Here is a 16,287-nt window from a genome sequence, read left to right as displayed (position 1 = left end):
AATTTTTATACCAAAAAAGATGATTCTTATGCAGAATCATCTTTTTAAAATAACTATATCTTATTGGTAATTCAGAAAATTACTTTATAAAATCAATTACTTAGTTTATTACGCGTTAAAAGAATTCCAACCTTGGGCTTTTAAAGCTATTTCTTGATTGGCTCTAGTTATTAAGTTCATACCTTGCGATGCTTCAGTTATGTGCCCAATAACACTTAAATTAGGATTCCCTTTTATCTTTTCATATTCATCAATTGAAATAGTAAATAACAATTCATAATCTTCACCACCACTCAATGCAACCATCGTAGAATCTATATCAAACTCCTCACAGGTGCTTATTACTTGTGGATCTAATGGTAATTTTTCTTCATAAATTTTACACCCTACTTTACTTTGTGTACAGATGTGCATAATTTCCGAAGATAGCCCATCAGATATATCAATCATAGCAGTTGGTTTAACATCTAATTCTTTCAATAGTTTTGGTATATCCTTTCTTGCTTCAGGTTTTAATTGTCTTTCTATTATATAGGTATAATTATCTAAATCCGGTTGGCTTTGTGGATTTACTTGAAACACTTGTTTTTCTCTTTCTAAAACTTGTAACCCTAAATAAGCACCTCCTAAGTCACCAGACACTACAATTAAATCTGTTGCCTTTGCTCCATCTCTATAAACTAAATCTTCTTTATTTGCTTTTCCTATAGCGGTAATAGAAATCAACATACCTTTTGTAGACGAGGTCGTATCTCCTCCTATCAAATCAACCTTATAAGTTTCACAAGCTAATTGTATACCTGAATAAAGAGCTTCTAAAGCTTCCAATGGAAATCTATTAGATACAGCTATAGAGACCGTAATTTGTTCTGCATCTGCATTCATAGCATACACATCTGATAAATTCACCATAACTGCCTTATAACCTAAATGTTTTAAAGGCATGTAACTCAAATCAAAATGCACACCTTCAACTAATAAATCAGTAGTAATTACTGTTTGTTTTTCAGAAGCCTCTAAAACGGCAGCATCATCACCTACTCCTTTAACAGTAGTTTTATGTGTTAATGAAAAATGTTTAGTTAAGTGATTTATCAACCCAAACTCTCCTAATTCAGACAATGATGTCTTTTCTTGATTTTTATCTTCTAACATTTTGCAAAGATACCACTAGTATGCATTAAAAAGCAACATAACACAACAAAGATGAAATTCACATTTTTTCAAAGATAAATTTAGGGTTTTTCCATAGTTAACTGTTAAACTTTTAGATTAACCTAATATATTTTATACATTTGTTTAAAAGTCCCTAAAAAATCATGTCATGAATAAAAAACTACTTTACACACTATCATTAACTATATTAACTACCTTTTTCTCCTTTTCTCAAACTCCTTGCGTTGGTGGAAAAGCTGGTAATTATCCTTGTAACGGATATGACTTAATGTCTAACATTAATACAAGTACGTTATCTGGTTCTGCTTCTGCTGAAGGTGCTGATATTTGGGGATGGACTGATCCTACTACTAATAAAGAATATGCTATTGCTTCAATGACTAATAGTACTGCTTTTGTAGATATAACCGATCCAGTTAATCCGATTTATTTAGGAAGATTAAATACCAATGCAGGTTCTAATTTTTGGAGAGATGTAAAAGTATACAAAAACCATGCTTTTATTGTTGCTGATAATGTTGGTGCGCATGGTATGCAAGTTTTTGACTTAACAAGATTAAGAGGAGTAACCACACCTCAAAATTTTACTTCTGATACAGTTTTCACAGGGGTAAATAGCTGTCATAATATTGTAATTAATGAAGCTACAGGATATGCTTATTTAGTTGGTTGTGGTGGATTCTATAGTGGAGGTCCTGTTTTTGTAGATATTACTGACCCTAAAAATCCTAAAGCAGCTGGAGGATATTCAGCACAAGGATACACACACGATGCTCAAGTAGTAACCTATAACGGCCCTGATACTGATTATACTGGAAAGGAAATATTGATAGCTAGTAATGGTAATGTAGGAGGCACAAATGATGTTGTTGTGATAGATGTAACTAATAAAACATCTCCTAAATTTATATCTAAAATCACTTACCCAAATGCTCGTTATACACACCAAGGATGGTTTACTGAAGATCAAAGTCATTTTATCTTAGGGGATGAACTAGATGAACAAAGAGTTGGAACAAATACAAAGTCTGTAGTTTTTGACTTAACTGATTTAGATGCGCCTAAATTATCATCAACATACTTAGGACCTACAGCTGCAATCGATCATAATGGATATGTAAAAGGAAATGAATTTTTTATAGCAAACTATACCGCTGGATTAAGAGTATTGGATATTTCTAATATCAGTGCTTCAACTAATTCAATGGTTGAAACTGGGTATTTTGATACGTATCCTGAAAATAATAGTACTTCTTTTAAAGGAGTTTGGAGTGTGTACCCTTATTTTGCTAGTGGAAACATTATACTTAATGATATTAACAGAGGTTTATTTGTTGTTAGGAAAAGTGGAACGCTTTCAACTGACAATGTAGACTTAACTAAAAGTAAGTTTACCATTTTCCCTAATCCATCAAATAAAACAACCAACCCTCGTGTTATAGCACAAAATAATACTATAAACTCAATAGAAGTATACAATATACTAGGTAAAAGGGTCTTTTTAGAAAAAAATATTTCTCAAAAGGAATTTACCATCCCTATGAAAAAAGAAGCTAAAGGAGTTTATATCATAAAAATTAACGATAAAATTAGCAAGAAACTAATCCTTAGATAAAATTGAATTTTAGAAAATATACTTTTGTAATTTCTACTTGCTTACTTTTTTTTTCTTGTAGCAATGATCCAGAAATAAACAATACTCCTCAAGAACCTTCTATTAAAGAAGGTTTTTTAGGCCAACTTTCTTTTATTAAAACCTTAGGTGGCAGTAAAAATGACCTAGTTAGTTCCATCATAAAAACAACTGACGGTGGTTATGCTATGACTGGATATACAGCCAGTAGTGATGGTGACTTTAACACCAAAACCAGTGATGATTCTGATTTTATACTACTTAAATACAACGCAAACGATGTATTAGAATGGTTTAAAACTTATGGAGGAAGCAAAGATGATAGAGGTACAAAAATCATCAATACTATAGATAATGGGTTTGCTATTTTAGGCTTTAGTAAAAGTAACGATGGTGACAGTTCTAATAATGCTGGAAATTCGGATTTATGGTTGACCAAACTAGACAGTAATGGAACCCTTACTTGGGAAAAATCTTTTGGTTACTCTGGAGTAGATTTCGGTACTGCCCTAATACAAACTAAAGACAGTGGTTATCTAATAGTTGGAGAGTTAGATGTAACATCTTCTGGAGGACTAGGAAACTCTAAAGCTTCAAAGTCTTTACATGCTGGCGGAGACTTTTGGGCTATAAAGCTTAACAACAAAGGCGAAAAAGAATGGAGTAAATATTTTGGAGGAAATTTCACCGACACTCCGCAAAGTGTTATTGAAACTATTAATGGAGATTTTATTATTGGTGGTACTTCTGATAGTAGCGATGTTGATATTAAAAACAATCAAGGCACTTACGACTTCTGGGTAGTTAAAATTGACAAAACTGGGAAATTACTTTGGGAAAAGTCTTTTGGAGGCTCACAAATTGACGAAAGCTTTGGAATGGTTGAAACAAATGACAATGATTTTGTTTTAGTTGGTAATACTAGAAGTACTGATAAAAACGTTAGTCAAAATAACGGAGCGGCCGACTTATGGCTTGTTAAAATTAACACACAAGGGAATTTACTTTGGGAAAAAACTTTTGGAGGAACAAGCTTTGATGTTGGAAATTCTATAAAGACAATGAAGGATGGACATTTTTTAATCTCAGGAAGTTCAAGAAGTTCTGATAACCAAATTACAAACAAAGGCCAAAATGATGCTTGGATTTTAAAAGTATCTAACCAAGGAAATCTTTTATGGCAAAAAACTTTTGGAGGAAGTGACATTGATTTATGTCATGATGCTATTGAATTAAATGATGGTACTATTATAGCCGTAGGTGAAAGTACCAGCAAAACAGATGACATCAAGGAAAACAAAGGTTTTTCCGATATTCTTATTATTAAACTAAAATAATCCAATGAAAAAAATCACCCTTTTAGTATTATCAATTATTTTATTCTCTTGTAGTTCTGACAATGACGAACCTATAAAAGAAGTTTCTGTAAGCTTAAACTTTACGCATTTTTGGGATTCTAGCACTATAGATAAAAGTGATTTGGGAAAAACTGACTACACTAATCAAAAAGGAACCAAATTAAAAATTGAAAGACTTCGATACTTAATTTCTAGAGTGACTTTAAAAGATGGAAATGATAAGGTATTTCCTTTTAGTGGATATAAACTTGTTGATGTAAATGACTCTGGAAGCTTAATTTTTTCATTTCCTGAAAAAGTTTCCGAAGGCGTTTATAATTTATCTTTTACTTTTGGTTTTAATAAAGAAGATAACAAATCAGATATCTATAAAGATTTAAATTCTGCTACTTGGAATGTTCCTGAGATGTTAGGAGGCGGTTATCATTTTATGCAATTAGATGGTAAATTTATAGATAAAGATGGTGCAGATAGTGCTTATAATTTTCATGCTATACAAGCATATAACACAAGTACAAAAGAAAGTACTGATACCTTTTTCACTGTTGATCTAGGTAGTATTTCTTTAAAAAACAACGCTACTGTGAATATCAAAACAAATATTGCGCAATGGTTTAAAGACCCTAATGAATGGGACTTAAATGAAAAGAGTGTTAAGTTAATGATGGATCATGAAGCACAAATAAAAATGTCTGAAAACGGAAAGAAAAATGTTTTCAGTGTTAGTGGTATAAACCAGTAATTTATAAATGAAAAAATTAAGCATACTTCTCTTCTTGGTTTTAATAAGCTGCTCTTCGAAAAACGAAGAAGAGATGTATGTTCCTAAACCTGCTCAGCTAAATGTTCCTGAAATTTTTCAGCAAAAATTAATAGCTCCTGTAATTCCTTCAACTAACCCTTTAACAGAAGAGGGTATAGCTTTAGGTAAACAGTTATTTTTTGATCCTATCTTGTCTAAAGACAATTCTCAATCTTGCGCTAGCTGCCATAACCCAAAAAATGCTTTTACAGACAACAACCTCAAATTCAGCAAAGGTGTAGACGGAAATTTTGGCAAAAGAAATTCAATGCCATTATTTAATCTTGCATGGAATTTTGATGAACGTTTTGCTTGGGATGGAAAAGAACTGAGTTTGGAAAGACAAGCTTTTGAACCTGTAAGAAACAAAGTAGAAATGCACAGTAAATGGAAAGAGGTAGCTAAAAAACTGCAAAACCATAATCAATATCCTTTACTGTTTAAACAAGCTTTTGGAACGGATAAAATTGACTCCACTCTAGTTACTAAAGCTATTGCTCAGTTTGAAAGAACTTTAATATCTGCCAATTCAAAATTTGATCAGTATCTTCTGGGTAAAACTCAATTAACTCCTGAAGAATTAAATGGTTTTAACGTTTTTATGGATGAAGATAGAGGTGATTGCTTCCATTGCCATGGTAGTAATAGCAACCCTTTATGGACCGACAATAAGTTCCATAACAATGGGCTAGACGAAACGTTTTCTGACTTAGGCTTTGGAAATGTTACTGGAGACCCTAATGATAATGGTAAATTTAGGACTCCTTCTATAAGAAATTTAGCTTATACAGCTCCGTATATGCACGATGGAAGATTTGCTACTTTAGAAGAAGTTATCAACCACTACTCTGAAGGCTTAAAAGATTCCCCAACCATAGACCCATTAATGAAAAAAGCGAGCACAGGAGGTGTTCAACTCACTGATAAAGATAAAGCTGACCTAAAAGCTTTTCTACTCTCTTTATCAGACAACAACTTTATTAACAATCCTGTTTTTCAAGAATAATAGTTATTATCAACAATTCTTATTGTCTTATAAATGATATTCATTCTAAAAAATGATATAAATCATATTTTGTCACTATCTTTGCAGTTGATTTAGATTAAATCTATTAAAGATATGATAAAAGTTTCAGATACAGCAAAAAAGAAGGTTGTTGAATTAATGACTGACGATGGTTACGACGCTATTAAAGATTTTGTTAGAGTTGGTGTTAAAAGTGGCGGTTGTTCAGGTTTATCGTATGATTTAACATTTGATAAAGACCAACAAGAAAATGATAAAATTTTTGAAGACAATGGTGTACGTATTATTGTTGATAAAAAAAGCTTCTTATACCTTGTTGGAACTACTTTAGAATACTCTGGAGGTTTAAATGGAAAAGGGTTTGTTTTTAATAACCCAAACGCCAATAGAACCTGTGGATGTGGCGAAAGCTTTTCTTTATAAAAACTACTTAAAACAGAATACTTAGAACTGATGAGTAAATATACTGAGGACGACTTAAGAGAAGAACTAAAAACCAAAGAATATGAATATGGTTTTTATACAGATATTGAAAGTGAAAAGTTTCCGAAGGGACTAAACGAAGATATTGTACGTGCAATTTCTAAAAAGAAAAATGAGCCTGAATGGATGACAGAATGGCGACTGGAAGCTTTTAGAGTATGGCAAGAAATGGAAGAACCAGAATGGGCTAATGTTACTTATGAAAAACCTAACTTTCAAGATATTTCTTACTACTCTGCTCCTAAGAAGAAACCTAAACTAAACAGTTTAGATGAAGTAGATCCTGAATTATTAGCTACTTTTGAAAAACTTGGAATTTCTTTAGACGAACAAAAGAAACTGGCTAATGTTGCAGTAGATATTGTTATGGATTCTGTTTCTGTAGCTACAACATTTAAAGAAACTTTAGCTGAAAAAGGAATTATTTTTATGCCTATTTCAGAAGCTATACAAGAACATCCTGAATTAGTAAAAAAATATATTGGTTCTGTTGTTCCTCCTACAGATAATTTTTATGCAGCCTTAAACTCGGCTGTATTTTCTGATGGGTCTTTTTGTTATATTCCTAAAGGAGTTCGTTGTCCGATGGAATTATCAACCTATTTTAGAATTAACGAAGGTGGTACTGGGCAATTTGAGCGTACTTTAGTCGTAGCTGATGAAAGCAGTTATGTTTCTTACTTAGAAGGATGTACTGCTCCTCAACGTGATGAAAACCAATTGCACGCAGCTGTTGTAGAATTAATAGCAATGGATGATGCTGAAATAAAATATTCTACTGTACAAAACTGGTTTCCAGGTGATGCTAGTGGTAAAGGTGGAGTTTTTAATTTTGTAACTAAAAGAGGTTTATGCGAAACAAATGCTAAAATCTCATGGACACAAGTAGAAACTGGTTCTGCTGTAACTTGGAAATATCCTAGTTGCGTTTTAAAAGGAAACAACTCTGTTGGTGAATTTTACTCTATAGCTGTAACCAATAACTTCCAACAAGCAGATACTGGTACTAAAATGATTCACTTAGGAAAGAATACAAAGTCTACCATTATATCTAAAGGAATTTCTGCTGGAAAATCTCAAAATAGTTACCGTGGTTTAGTACAAATAAACTCAAGAGCTGAAAATGCTCGTAACTTCTCTCAATGTGATAGTTTATTAATGGGCAATGAGTGTGGTGCACATACATTCCCATATATAGAAGCTAAAAATAAAACGGCGCAAATAGAGCATGAAGCTACTACTAGTAAAATTGGTGAAGATCAATTATTTTACTGTAATCAACGTGGAATAGATACTGAAAAAGCCATTGCTTTAATTGTAAACGGATTTAGTAAAGAAGTCTTAAATAAACTACCAATGGAATTTGCCGTTGAAGCTCAAAAATTATTAGAGATTTCATTAGAGGGAAGCGTTGGATAATTAACCACAACATTAATTTAAAAATTACATTAAGCTAATTGCTTAAAAATAACATAGAGTAAAATGTTAAAAATAGAAAACTTACACGCACAGATAGAAGACAAGGCTATTTTAAAAGGAATAAACCTTGAAGTAAAAGCAGGAGAGGTTCATGCAATCATGGGACCTAATGGTGCTGGAAAAAGTACGTTATCTTCTGTTATAGCAGGAAAAGAGGAGTACGAAGTAACTTCTGGAACTATTGAATTAAAAGGAGAGGATATTAGTGATCTTGCTCCTGAGGAAAGAGCACATGCTGGTGTGTTTTTATCTTTTCAATATCCAGTTGAAATACCTGGTGTAACAGTTACAAACTTCATAAAAACGGCTATTAACGAATCTCGTAAAGCACAAGGGCTAGATGAAATGCCTGCTAAAGATATGCTTAAAAAGATTCGAGAAAAGTCTGAATTATTAGAAATTGACCGTAAGTTTTTATCTCGTTCTTTAAATGAAGGATTTTCTGGTGGTGAGAAAAAAAGAAATGAGATATTTCAGATGGCAATGTTAGAACCTCAATTAGCTATTTTGGATGAAACAGATTCTGGTTTAGATATTGATGCTTTACGTATTGTTGCTAATGGAGTAAATAAATTAAAATCTGAAGACAATGCTATTGTAGTTATTACTCACTACCAACGTTTATTAGACTATATTGTTCCTGATTATGTACACGTTTTACATGACGGTAAAATTGTAAAAACAGGAGATGCTTCTTTAGCTTTAGAGTTAGAAGAAAAAGGTTACGATTGGATTAAGGAAGAAGTGAATGGTTAAAAGTTAAAGTATTGGGTATTTAATCCAACAATGCTTTAATATTTTAAACTTATAACGATTAACAATGGAGTTAAAAGAAAAATTATTATCATCATATGTAGCCTTTGAAAATGGAATCGATATCAACTCTGATATTCACGATATCCGTACCAAGGCACTTCAAAACTTTGAAGAATTAGGTTTTCCTTCTAAAAAATTAGAAGCTTGGAAATACACTTCTTTAAATTCAGTTTTAAAACAAGACTACAGCCTTTTTCCTGATCATGATACTGCTATAGAATTAGCAGATGTAAAAAGATTCTTTATTCATGATATTGACAGCTATAAAATAGTTTTTATAGATGGAAAATACAGTTCTTTTCTATCTGAAACTACTCATGATGGAATGGATGTTTGCTTAATGTCTGCAGCATTATCTAAATCAAAATATAGGCCTATTATTGAAAACTATTTCAATAAAATTGCCAAGCAGGATAATATGACTTCTTTGAACACTGCTTTTGCCAGTGAAGGAGCATTTATTCATATCCCTAGAGGCGTTGAAGTTGAAAAACCTATTCAAATCATTAACTTTACTACTGGTAAAGAAAATGCAACAATGCTTCAACCTAGAAACTTAATTGTAGCTGAAAACAATGCCCATGTTCAAATTATTGAACGTCACCAAAGTTTGACAGACAATCCAGTTTTGACTAATTGTGTTACAGAAATCTACACAGATGTTCATGCCACTGTTGATTATTATAAAATTCAGAATGACAATACCAATGCTTCTTTAGTAGACAATACCTATATAGAACAACAGAGAGAAAGCGTTTGTTCTGTACATACATTTTCTTTTGGTGGAAATATTACTAGAAACAATTTAAACTTCTTCCAAAAAGGAGAACGTATTGATTCTATTTTAAAAGGTATTACCATTATTGAAGGGAAACAACATGTAGATCATCATACTTTAGTTCACCATATTGAACCTAACTGTGAAAGTCATCAAGATTACAAAGGTATTTTTAATGAGCGTTCTACTGGAGTTTTCAATGGTAAAGTCATTGTAGAAAAGGAAGCTCAAAAAACTAATGCTTACCAACAAAACAATAATGTTTTAATTAGTGATAAAGCAACTATTAACGCTAAACCTCAGTTAGAAATTTTTGCTGATGATGTAAAATGTTCTCACGGTTGTACTATCGGTCAATTAGATGACCAAGCTTTATTCTATATGCAACAAAGAGGTATACCTAAAAAAGAAGCTGAAGCACTTTTAATGTACGCTTTTGCGAATACTGTTTTAGAAAGTGTAAAAATACCTGAAGTTAAAAAGAGAATCACTAAGTTAATTGCCAATAAACTTGGTGTTAATATTGGTTTTGATTTATAAAGATTTAATTTCACTATAATGCTTTAATTGCATTTATAAACTTATTAACAAGAGGTGGTATTTAAATATACTACCTCTTGTTTTTTTACACTACAATTTTAATAAAGTTCTCTTTTTTTACATTTTTATTGCTATTATTTTACCATTAAACACCTCTCTAAATCAAACTTTTAAGCTGTATTAACACTTTTTTACAAAACTAAGTGTAAGGTATTTAGGCCCTTATCGTCAAAAAAAGCAGAGAATATCAACCTAAAAATTATGCGAAAAACAATTATTATTTTAACATGCTTATTTTTTATAAGTGTACAAACAAATGCTCAGACTGATGTATTCAATGCATTATTGAAAACTTATGTAGATGCTGAAGGAAAAGTAGATTATAAAGGTTTAAGAAAAAACAAAGCTTTATTAGATATTTATTTAAATCATTTAGAAAAAACAATCCCTGGTAAAAGATGGTCTTCAAATAAAGCAAAAGCTTTTTGGATGAATGCTTATAATGCTTATACGATAAAACTTATTCTAGATAGTTACCCTTTAAAAAAGATTACAGATATTAAACGTAAAGGAAAAAATGCCTGGAAAATACCATTTGCTGTAATTGGTAAGAAAACTTATTCTTTAGACTATATAGAACACAAAATTTTACGTAGATGGCATGATGACGCACGTATTCACGTTGGAATTAACGCTGCTTCTAAATCTGGTCCTAAGTTTGTGAATTTTGCTTTTACCGAAAAAAATGTAGAACAAAAGTTAGAAGAATTAATGAAGGTATTTATAAATGACAAAACAAAAAACAACATTGCTCTTGACAAAGTAGAAGTTTCTAAAATATTTGAGTGGTATCAAGAAGATTTCACTATTAAACACTCATTAGTAGACTATATTAATAAATATTCAAATATTAAAGCAAATGACAATGCTGAAGTCCAGTATCTAGAATATAACTGGGACTTAAATGAAAAATAACCCTTGCTTATTATATATTAAGTTTGTTTAATTTCCCCAAAACACAGACGAAGCATATTTTTATGCTTCGTTCTTGTTTTATATATGTTGATCTATTAAAATAACATTTCCATCTGGATCTTTTATAACTATACTTGCTGGTCCTGAATCATTATTCTTTTCTATTTCTTTCTCTAATTTCACATCACTATTCTTTAAGTTATGCTGTATAAACCTTACATCATCAAAGTCATTTAAAACATTTGCATTTTCGTCCCAACCTGGATTAAAAGTTAAAATATTGTCTTCAAACATTCCTTGAAACAATCCTATTAATGTTTTATCATTTTTCATTATCAAATAATTTTTAGCAGCATCCCCTGCAAAAACATTAAAGCCTAATGTTTCATAAAACTGTTTTGACACCTGTAAATCTTTTACAGATAAACTAACTGAAAAGGCTCCTAACTTCATATGGTAGTGATTTTAAATTTGCTCTATAAATTTAAGAAACAAAAATATACTATTGTCCAAACGGATGTATTTTAGACAATTCTATCAATTCTTCACGGACAACTTTTAATTGTTTTGCATAAATTAATAAAGCCTTTATACCTATTTTAATTCTTGATTGTACTTGTTGAACTCTCCCTTTTGATTCAGGATTCCATTCTTCACTTAAAAAGTTTTCTACATTATTTATTACCGCATGTAATGATATCCATGTAATATGTGTATTTTTTGCTGTGAACCCTTTAATTATTGGAACAGGATTATGTCCTCCTCCAGAAGCAGATATTCCTATTATAAATCCTGGTTTATGTCCTAATGGCATTCCATTAGCGGATCCATTAGCACATAATAAAAATAAGTTAGCCAATGCAGGTGGAATCATTCCTCCCCACTCAGGAGTTACAACAATAAAAGCATCACTATTATATAACTGTTCTAACACTTGTTTTTTAGCTTCTAATAATTCTTGTGATTGCTCTCCATCATAATGATGTAATAAAACAGGGTAATTAGAGATATCTAATATATTTACATCAATATCTCTATAGTTTTCAAAAACGTTTCTTAAAACATATTCAGATGTCTTAAAACTCATAGAGTTTGTTCTATTACTTCCACTTATTATTAATAGTTTCATAAAACTTTAATTTTAACATTTAAAATCTATATTCAAGATTCAAAAGAACTAACCTAGGAAGCAACCTATATGAAGTTCTAGATGTAACAAAATCATTTATTAACACACTCTCAAAAGAATTTGTATTCAACAAATTCCTTCCTATTAAACCAATATTTAATTTATCTTTTATTAGTTCATAATTAGTTTTGAAATCTACGAAGTTATATCTATTTTCTGATGTTAAACCGTCAAAAAAATAACTTTCTGTTTTAACATCCATGCTTATTCCACTTTTAAAAGAGAACGATAAGTCTAAAAAACTAGTATTGTTAGTTAACAATTGTGAGTTTACTACCTGTATTTTACTCGTAATCCAATTAACTCCTAAATGATAATTAAAAAAACCTTTAAAAGCTGAACGTAATTCCATTCCATAATTATAGGATGCTGATTTTACTTCTCTTAATTCAGAATCATTTATAATATTCTTATACTGTACTTGTGAATAATTTAAATTGACTTTAAAATTTGTGTAAACATCTTTTATATAATAATTTATAGAAGAACTTGCATTTAAATAACCTCTGTTTTTTATTAAAATTTTTTCCGAAGTTGTATATGTATTCTCTATATTAGTATTTGTTGAAAAGAAATCGTGATTATGATTGTAGAACAAAAAGGTATTCACTAAAAAGCTATCTCCAAAATTCCCTATCTGATAATTAAGAAATAAAGAAGATTCATTTAAAATATTAAACCTACCAGTACCTTTAGTTAATGAATTATAATTTGTCAATATATAGTTTTTATATACATCCAATATTTTAGCATTCTTAACTGCATAAGAATATGATATTCCTATCTTATTTTTCTTATTTATATTCCAGTTAAAACCTATTTTAGGGTTAATATATAAGAAACTTTTTTCATCGCTTTTACCATAATCTTCTAACCTATTTATCAATTTGTGTACATTAACATTTCCCGTTATTGAAAAGTTTTTGAATGTATGTTTATATTTAGTTTTAAAATATAGGTCGTTTTCATTGTAAATAGCACGATTTCGATAATCCTTTGATAAATCAATTACTAATCCCTCATTTGTATAAGGCATTATATCTGTAGATAACTTATCTTCCCTAAATTCATTTCCTAATTGAAATTCCCATAAATTTTTATTATTTTTTTTTAATAAATGTGCTTGGGCACCAATAAACAACATATCATTCTCTGTTCTTTGTTCTACAGAATCAATATTTTGATGTGCACTAATTAAGTTTTCAAAGAAAAATTGATTTGCATTATATACTTGAGGGATACTTTGCTTTAAAAACCTAGTTTTTATTATTAAAACATCCGAATTATTAAATTTATTGGTGTAGTTGATTTTTTGTTCTAAAAATCTTTTTTTAGAGTATAAGTTTTCATTTAATGGTACTCTATTAAATGTAACTTTCGAAATATCATTTGCATTAATGTTAGTATATCTTGTTTTTGAAGTAAGTATTTTATCTTTAGCTATATCGTAATTAACATCCAATTCAGTAAAAAAAGTTTTGTCATTCTGTTCTAAACTATAATGTTCATTATTCGTTAATTGAAATAAATTTAAATTATACACATCTTGCCTATTCCTTAAAAAAGAATAATTATTAGTACTAAAGAAACCTATAGCACGTGTTTTTATTTTTGAATTTATATTATAAATATTACTTAACGACACTAATTTCAACTGGTTAAAATTAGTTCTTTCTTCTGTTAATCCTGAAGTATATGGCGTAAAGTTTATTATTTGTGAAGCCTTATTTTCTTCTCCAATAGTTAATTCATCTAATTTATTGGTATTAAGCAACCCAGTTATATCTCCCGCATCATCTCCTACATTATTTAAATTACCCAAACCATAGTATTTACTTTTTTTCCCAAAATTCATTACATTAAATGTAACTCCATATTGACTATTTTCATTGAAAACACCAGAACTACCATTTAGGTTACCAAACCAAATTTGTTTAAATTTTTCTTCAATCTTTAAATTTAAAGCTACTTTACCTCCTTTTTTTATTTCTTTTAATAATCTATTACTTTCATAATTTTTAAGAACCTGAACTTCTTCTACTGGATAAGCTGGCATATTTTTAGAGACGACCTTGTAGCCTTTTTCAAAGAAATCATCACCATCAATCATCAATTTTTCAATTTCTTTTCCTCCAATTCTTATTTCTCCACCTCTTCCTATTTCTATACCTGGTATTTTTTCTAAAAGATTTTCCACTGTTTTTTCAGTTCCTTTCGTAAAATATTTCACTTTAAACTTAACGGTATCCTTAGCTATAATTATTGGCTTTTCTGAGTGAATTACGACCTCTTTTAGTGTAGTATTATTTTCTTTAAGTAAAACATTTAAATGTATGTTTTTACCTTCTCTATAATTTACTGGCACCTTCTTTTCTTGATACCCTAAATATGTAAAGACTAAAAAATAGTTTCCTTGATTTTCTATTTTAATTTTATAATTTCCATTAGCATCCGAAAATGTATAAGAAACAATTTCCTCTTTTTCATTTTTTAATAGCGCACTTGCTAGCTCTATAGGCTCTTTCGTTTTTTCATCTAAAACTTGTCCTACTACACTACAACTTTGCCCATTAATTTTAAAGCCTACTAAAAAAAATAGTACCAGAAAACTAATTCTCTTCAATTTCAATAGTTTTTATTTCTGTTTTTACTTCTATCTTTATATTGCGGTCACCTCTACTAGTTAACTTTCTTTGAAGGTCATCAAAAAAACTGTGTATCTTCTTTTTATAAAATTCCTTTGATACTCTTTTTATTTTTTTATCTTTCTTTTGAATAGGCAATTGAACATACTCTATTTTTTCAGCTCTAAACATTACCTCTTTTGTATCATCAGCTATTTCAAGAATTAAACCTTTTAAGCCATGAAACTTATACGGTCCAAATAACACGGGAACTTGAGGTGTAAACCAAGCAGTATAATTCCTTCCTCTAAATCTAGCCAATGCTTTAAAGCATATATATTCGCCTATTTTTTTTGTTTCTCTAGTAATTTCCCATTTTATAGCAGGTAATACCTCTTCAACTATGTAATACGATTTTTTTCCTAAACCTTTTTTAAGTTCTTCACTATTTCCATATAAGTTAGAAACAATAAAATACTCAGTATCATCCTTTATATTAATCTGATACGTCAAGTTACCTCTTTCATCTGTAGACTCTTCTTCCAGGTCATTCTTATATTCTTTTTTATACTTGAAAAAAGCTTGTTTATTATTGCATAATAAAGTACTATTAATTTCTTCATAATTTACCAAATTAAGCATCATCTTATATGACACTTTAATATTGTATTTTTCTTGCCCATGTAAACAAATACCACCTATTATAATCAACAAAAAAGTTAATAATGCTCTATTTTTCATTAAATAAAATTTATTTTTTTAATTACAACACCTCACAGATAAAATCTATGAGGTATTTTTTCATAATGTAAATACAATTATAATATTTAAGATTTATGCCTTAATAATTCTTCTTCAGTTATCCCTTCCTCTTCTGCTCCAATTCTTCCATCTCCGTCTGGGCCAACTTGCTTATCAGTTAACGCCTTCCTTAAATCATCAATAAGCTTATCTACAATTTCTTTAGCCTCTTGTTTAATCTTACTATAATCTCCTTTTACTTTCACAGTAATAGAACCAGTAGCAACACCAACAGTTAAAGAAGCAGTAACAGAAACCTCGCACTCTAAAAGCTCATCTTCATTAGAAATTTTCTCTAATAAAAATGCTTGAACTCTATTCGAAATTTCTTCTTTTGATAAATTAGTAATATCACCTAGGTCTAATTTTAAAGAAATCGTTTGTGACTTTAACTCATGCTTTACAATGAGTTTACTTGGCTGCGAATCAAAGTTTGTGTTTGTATTTGCAAAGGCTAAACTTCCTGCAAATAATCCTAAAGTTAAAAATACTTTTTTCATAATTTTTAAAGTTTTTATAATTAATTTTTACCCTTATAATAAAGGTTTTAATAAACAGTAGTAAAAAAGCAAATGAATTAGCAACTTTTTCAAAAACTACCTAAAA

15 protein-coding genes are annotated in these 16,287 nt (G+C 29.9%); 9 read left to right on the top strand and 6 right to left on the bottom strand.

Annotation, left to right across the window (positions count from 1 at the left end; all coding sequences use genetic code 11):
- Nucleotides 1–108: 108 nt before the first annotated feature.
- On the bottom strand, nucleotides 109–1,155 hold the full coding sequence (gene thiL, locus ABNT65_RS17450) for a thiamine-phosphate kinase (protein WP_348746451.1): 1,047 nt from the start codon (nucleotides 1,153–1,155) through the stop codon (nucleotides 109–111).
- A 169-nt stretch (nucleotides 1,156–1,324) separates the two neighbouring features.
- Between thiL and ABNT65_RS17445 the strand changes: the two genes are divergently transcribed.
- The 9 genes from ABNT65_RS17445 to ABNT65_RS17405 all read left to right on the top strand — a co-directional run bounded on the left by ABNT65_RS17445 (nucleotide 1,325) and on the right by ABNT65_RS17405 (nucleotide 11,067).
- On the top strand, nucleotides 1,325–2,791 hold the full coding sequence (locus ABNT65_RS17445; RefSeq protein WP_348702813.1) for a choice-of-anchor B family protein: 1,467 nt from the start codon (nucleotides 1,325–1,327) through the stop codon (nucleotides 2,789–2,791).
- Between the two features lie 2 nt (nucleotides 2,792–2,793).
- The gene (locus ABNT65_RS17440; protein WP_348746450.1) at nucleotides 2,794–4,146 is read left to right on the top strand and encodes a hypothetical protein; all 1,353 of its coding nucleotides are present in this window, start codon (nucleotides 2,794–2,796) and stop codon (nucleotides 4,144–4,146) included.
- Nucleotides 4,147–4,150: 4 nt separating this feature from the next.
- On the top strand, nucleotides 4,151–4,909 hold the full coding sequence (locus ABNT65_RS17435; protein ID WP_348702811.1) for an MbnP family protein: 759 nt from the start codon (nucleotides 4,151–4,153) through the stop codon (nucleotides 4,907–4,909).
- 7 nt (nucleotides 4,910–4,916) lie between these two features.
- Nucleotides 4,917–5,975: a cytochrome-c peroxidase gene (locus tag ABNT65_RS17430; RefSeq protein WP_348702810.1), complete on the top strand. Its 1,059-nt coding sequence runs from the start codon at nucleotides 4,917–4,919 to the stop codon at nucleotides 5,973–5,975.
- Between the two features lie 114 nt (nucleotides 5,976–6,089).
- A complete protein-coding gene (locus tag ABNT65_RS17425) occupies nucleotides 6,090–6,419 on the top strand; it encodes an iron-sulfur cluster assembly accessory protein (RefSeq protein ID WP_348702809.1) in 330 nt (109 codons plus the stop codon).
- A 30-nt stretch (nucleotides 6,420–6,449) separates the two neighbouring features.
- Nucleotides 6,450–7,898, top strand: coding sequence for a Fe-S cluster assembly protein SufB (gene sufB / locus ABNT65_RS17420; RefSeq protein ID WP_348702808.1), 1,449 nt, complete (start codon nucleotides 6,450–6,452; stop codon nucleotides 7,896–7,898).
- A gap of 63 nt (nucleotides 7,899–7,961) precedes the next feature.
- Nucleotides 7,962–8,714: a Fe-S cluster assembly ATPase SufC gene (gene sufC / locus ABNT65_RS17415; protein WP_348738524.1), complete on the top strand. Its 753-nt coding sequence runs from the start codon at nucleotides 7,962–7,964 to the stop codon at nucleotides 8,712–8,714.
- A gap of 64 nt (nucleotides 8,715–8,778) precedes the next feature.
- Nucleotides 8,779–10,092 (top strand): Fe-S cluster assembly protein SufD, encoded by a 1,314-nt coding sequence (gene sufD / locus ABNT65_RS17410; protein ID WP_348702806.1) that lies wholly within the window; start codon nucleotides 8,779–8,781, stop codon nucleotides 10,090–10,092.
- A 261-nt stretch (nucleotides 10,093–10,353) separates the two neighbouring features.
- The gene (locus tag ABNT65_RS17405) at nucleotides 10,354–11,067 is read left to right on the top strand and encodes a DUF547 domain-containing protein (RefSeq protein WP_348702805.1); all 714 of its coding nucleotides are present in this window, start codon (nucleotides 10,354–10,356) and stop codon (nucleotides 11,065–11,067) included.
- Between the two features lie 78 nt (nucleotides 11,068–11,145).
- On the opposite strand, the gene ABNT65_RS17400 is transcribed toward ABNT65_RS17405, so the two are convergent.
- The 5 genes from ABNT65_RS17400 to ABNT65_RS17380 all read right to left on the bottom strand — a co-directional run bounded on the left by ABNT65_RS17400 (nucleotide 11,146) and on the right by ABNT65_RS17380 (nucleotide 16,181).
- Nucleotides 11,146–11,520 (bottom strand): VOC family protein, encoded by a 375-nt coding sequence (locus ABNT65_RS17400; RefSeq protein ID WP_348702804.1) that lies wholly within the window; start codon nucleotides 11,518–11,520, stop codon nucleotides 11,146–11,148.
- A gap of 49 nt (nucleotides 11,521–11,569) precedes the next feature.
- Nucleotides 11,570–12,196, bottom strand: a complete 627-nt coding sequence (locus tag ABNT65_RS17395) for an NAD(P)H-dependent oxidoreductase (RefSeq protein WP_348702803.1) — start codon at nucleotides 12,194–12,196, stop codon at nucleotides 11,570–11,572.
- 19 nt (nucleotides 12,197–12,215) lie between these two features.
- Entirely contained in the window at nucleotides 12,216–14,879 is a 2,664-nt protein-coding gene (locus ABNT65_RS17390; protein WP_348746449.1) for a carboxypeptidase-like regulatory domain-containing protein, read from the bottom strand.
- A complete protein-coding gene (locus ABNT65_RS17385; protein ID WP_348746448.1) occupies nucleotides 14,866–15,621 on the bottom strand; it encodes a GLPGLI family protein in 756 nt (251 codons plus the stop codon). Before ABNT65_RS17385 ends, ABNT65_RS17390 begins: the two co-directional genes overlap by 14 nt.
- Nucleotides 15,622–15,707: 86 nt before the next feature.
- Nucleotides 15,708–16,181 (bottom strand): hypothetical protein, encoded by a 474-nt coding sequence (locus ABNT65_RS17380; protein WP_348746447.1) that lies wholly within the window; start codon nucleotides 16,179–16,181, stop codon nucleotides 15,708–15,710.
- Between the last annotated feature and the right edge of the window lie 106 nt (nucleotides 16,182–16,287).

It is taken from the genome of Tenacibaculum sp. 190524A02b (genome assembly GCF_964036645.1).
Taxonomy (GTDB): Bacteria; Bacteroidota; Bacteroidia; order Flavobacteriales; family Flavobacteriaceae; genus Polaribacter; species Polaribacter vairaonense.
The sequence above is the reverse complement of the archived record's forward strand: the minus strand, read 5'-3'. Positions and strand labels throughout refer to the sequence as shown.

Excerpts from the sequence above, each read along its gene's own strand:
- ABNT65_RS17435 (WP_348702811.1), top strand. The coding sequence starts at position 4,151 with ATGAAAAAAATCACCCTTTTAGTATTATCAATTATTTTATTCTCTTGT.
- sufD (WP_348702806.1), top strand. The coding sequence starts at position 8,779 with ATGGAGTTAAAAGAAAAATTATTATCATCATATGTAGCCTTTGAAAAT.
- ABNT65_RS17380 (WP_348746447.1), bottom strand. The coding sequence starts at position 16,181 with ATGAAAAAAGTATTTTTAACTTTAGGATTATTTGCAGGAAGTTTAGCC.
- ABNT65_RS17425 (WP_348702809.1), top strand. The coding sequence starts at position 6,090 with ATGATAAAAGTTTCAGATACAGCAAAAAAGAAGGTTGTTGAATTAATG.
- ABNT65_RS17400 (WP_348702804.1), bottom strand. The coding sequence starts at position 11,520 with ATGAAGTTAGGAGCCTTTTCAGTTAGTTTATCTGTAAAAGATTTACAG.
- ABNT65_RS17395 (WP_348702803.1), bottom strand. The coding sequence starts at position 12,196 with ATGAAACTATTAATAATAAGTGGAAGTAATAGAACAAACTCTATGAGT.
- sufB (WP_348702808.1), top strand. The coding sequence starts at position 6,450 with ATGAGTAAATATACTGAGGACGACTTAAGAGAAGAACTAAAAACCAAA.
- sufC (WP_348738524.1), top strand. The coding sequence starts at position 7,962 with ATGTTAAAAATAGAAAACTTACACGCACAGATAGAAGACAAGGCTATT.
- ABNT65_RS17385 (WP_348746448.1), bottom strand. The coding sequence starts at position 15,621 with ATGAAAAATAGAGCATTATTAACTTTTTTGTTGATTATAATAGGTGGT.
- ABNT65_RS17405 (WP_348702805.1), top strand. The coding sequence starts at position 10,354 with ATGCGAAAAACAATTATTATTTTAACATGCTTATTTTTTATAAGTGTA.
- thiL (WP_348746451.1), bottom strand. The coding sequence starts at position 1,155 with ATGTTAGAAGATAAAAATCAAGAAAAGACATCATTGTCTGAATTAGGA.
- ABNT65_RS17430 (WP_348702810.1), top strand. The coding sequence starts at position 4,917 with ATGAAAAAATTAAGCATACTTCTCTTCTTGGTTTTAATAAGCTGCTCT.
- ABNT65_RS17445 (WP_348702813.1), top strand. The coding sequence starts at position 1,325 with ATGAATAAAAAACTACTTTACACACTATCATTAACTATATTAACTACC.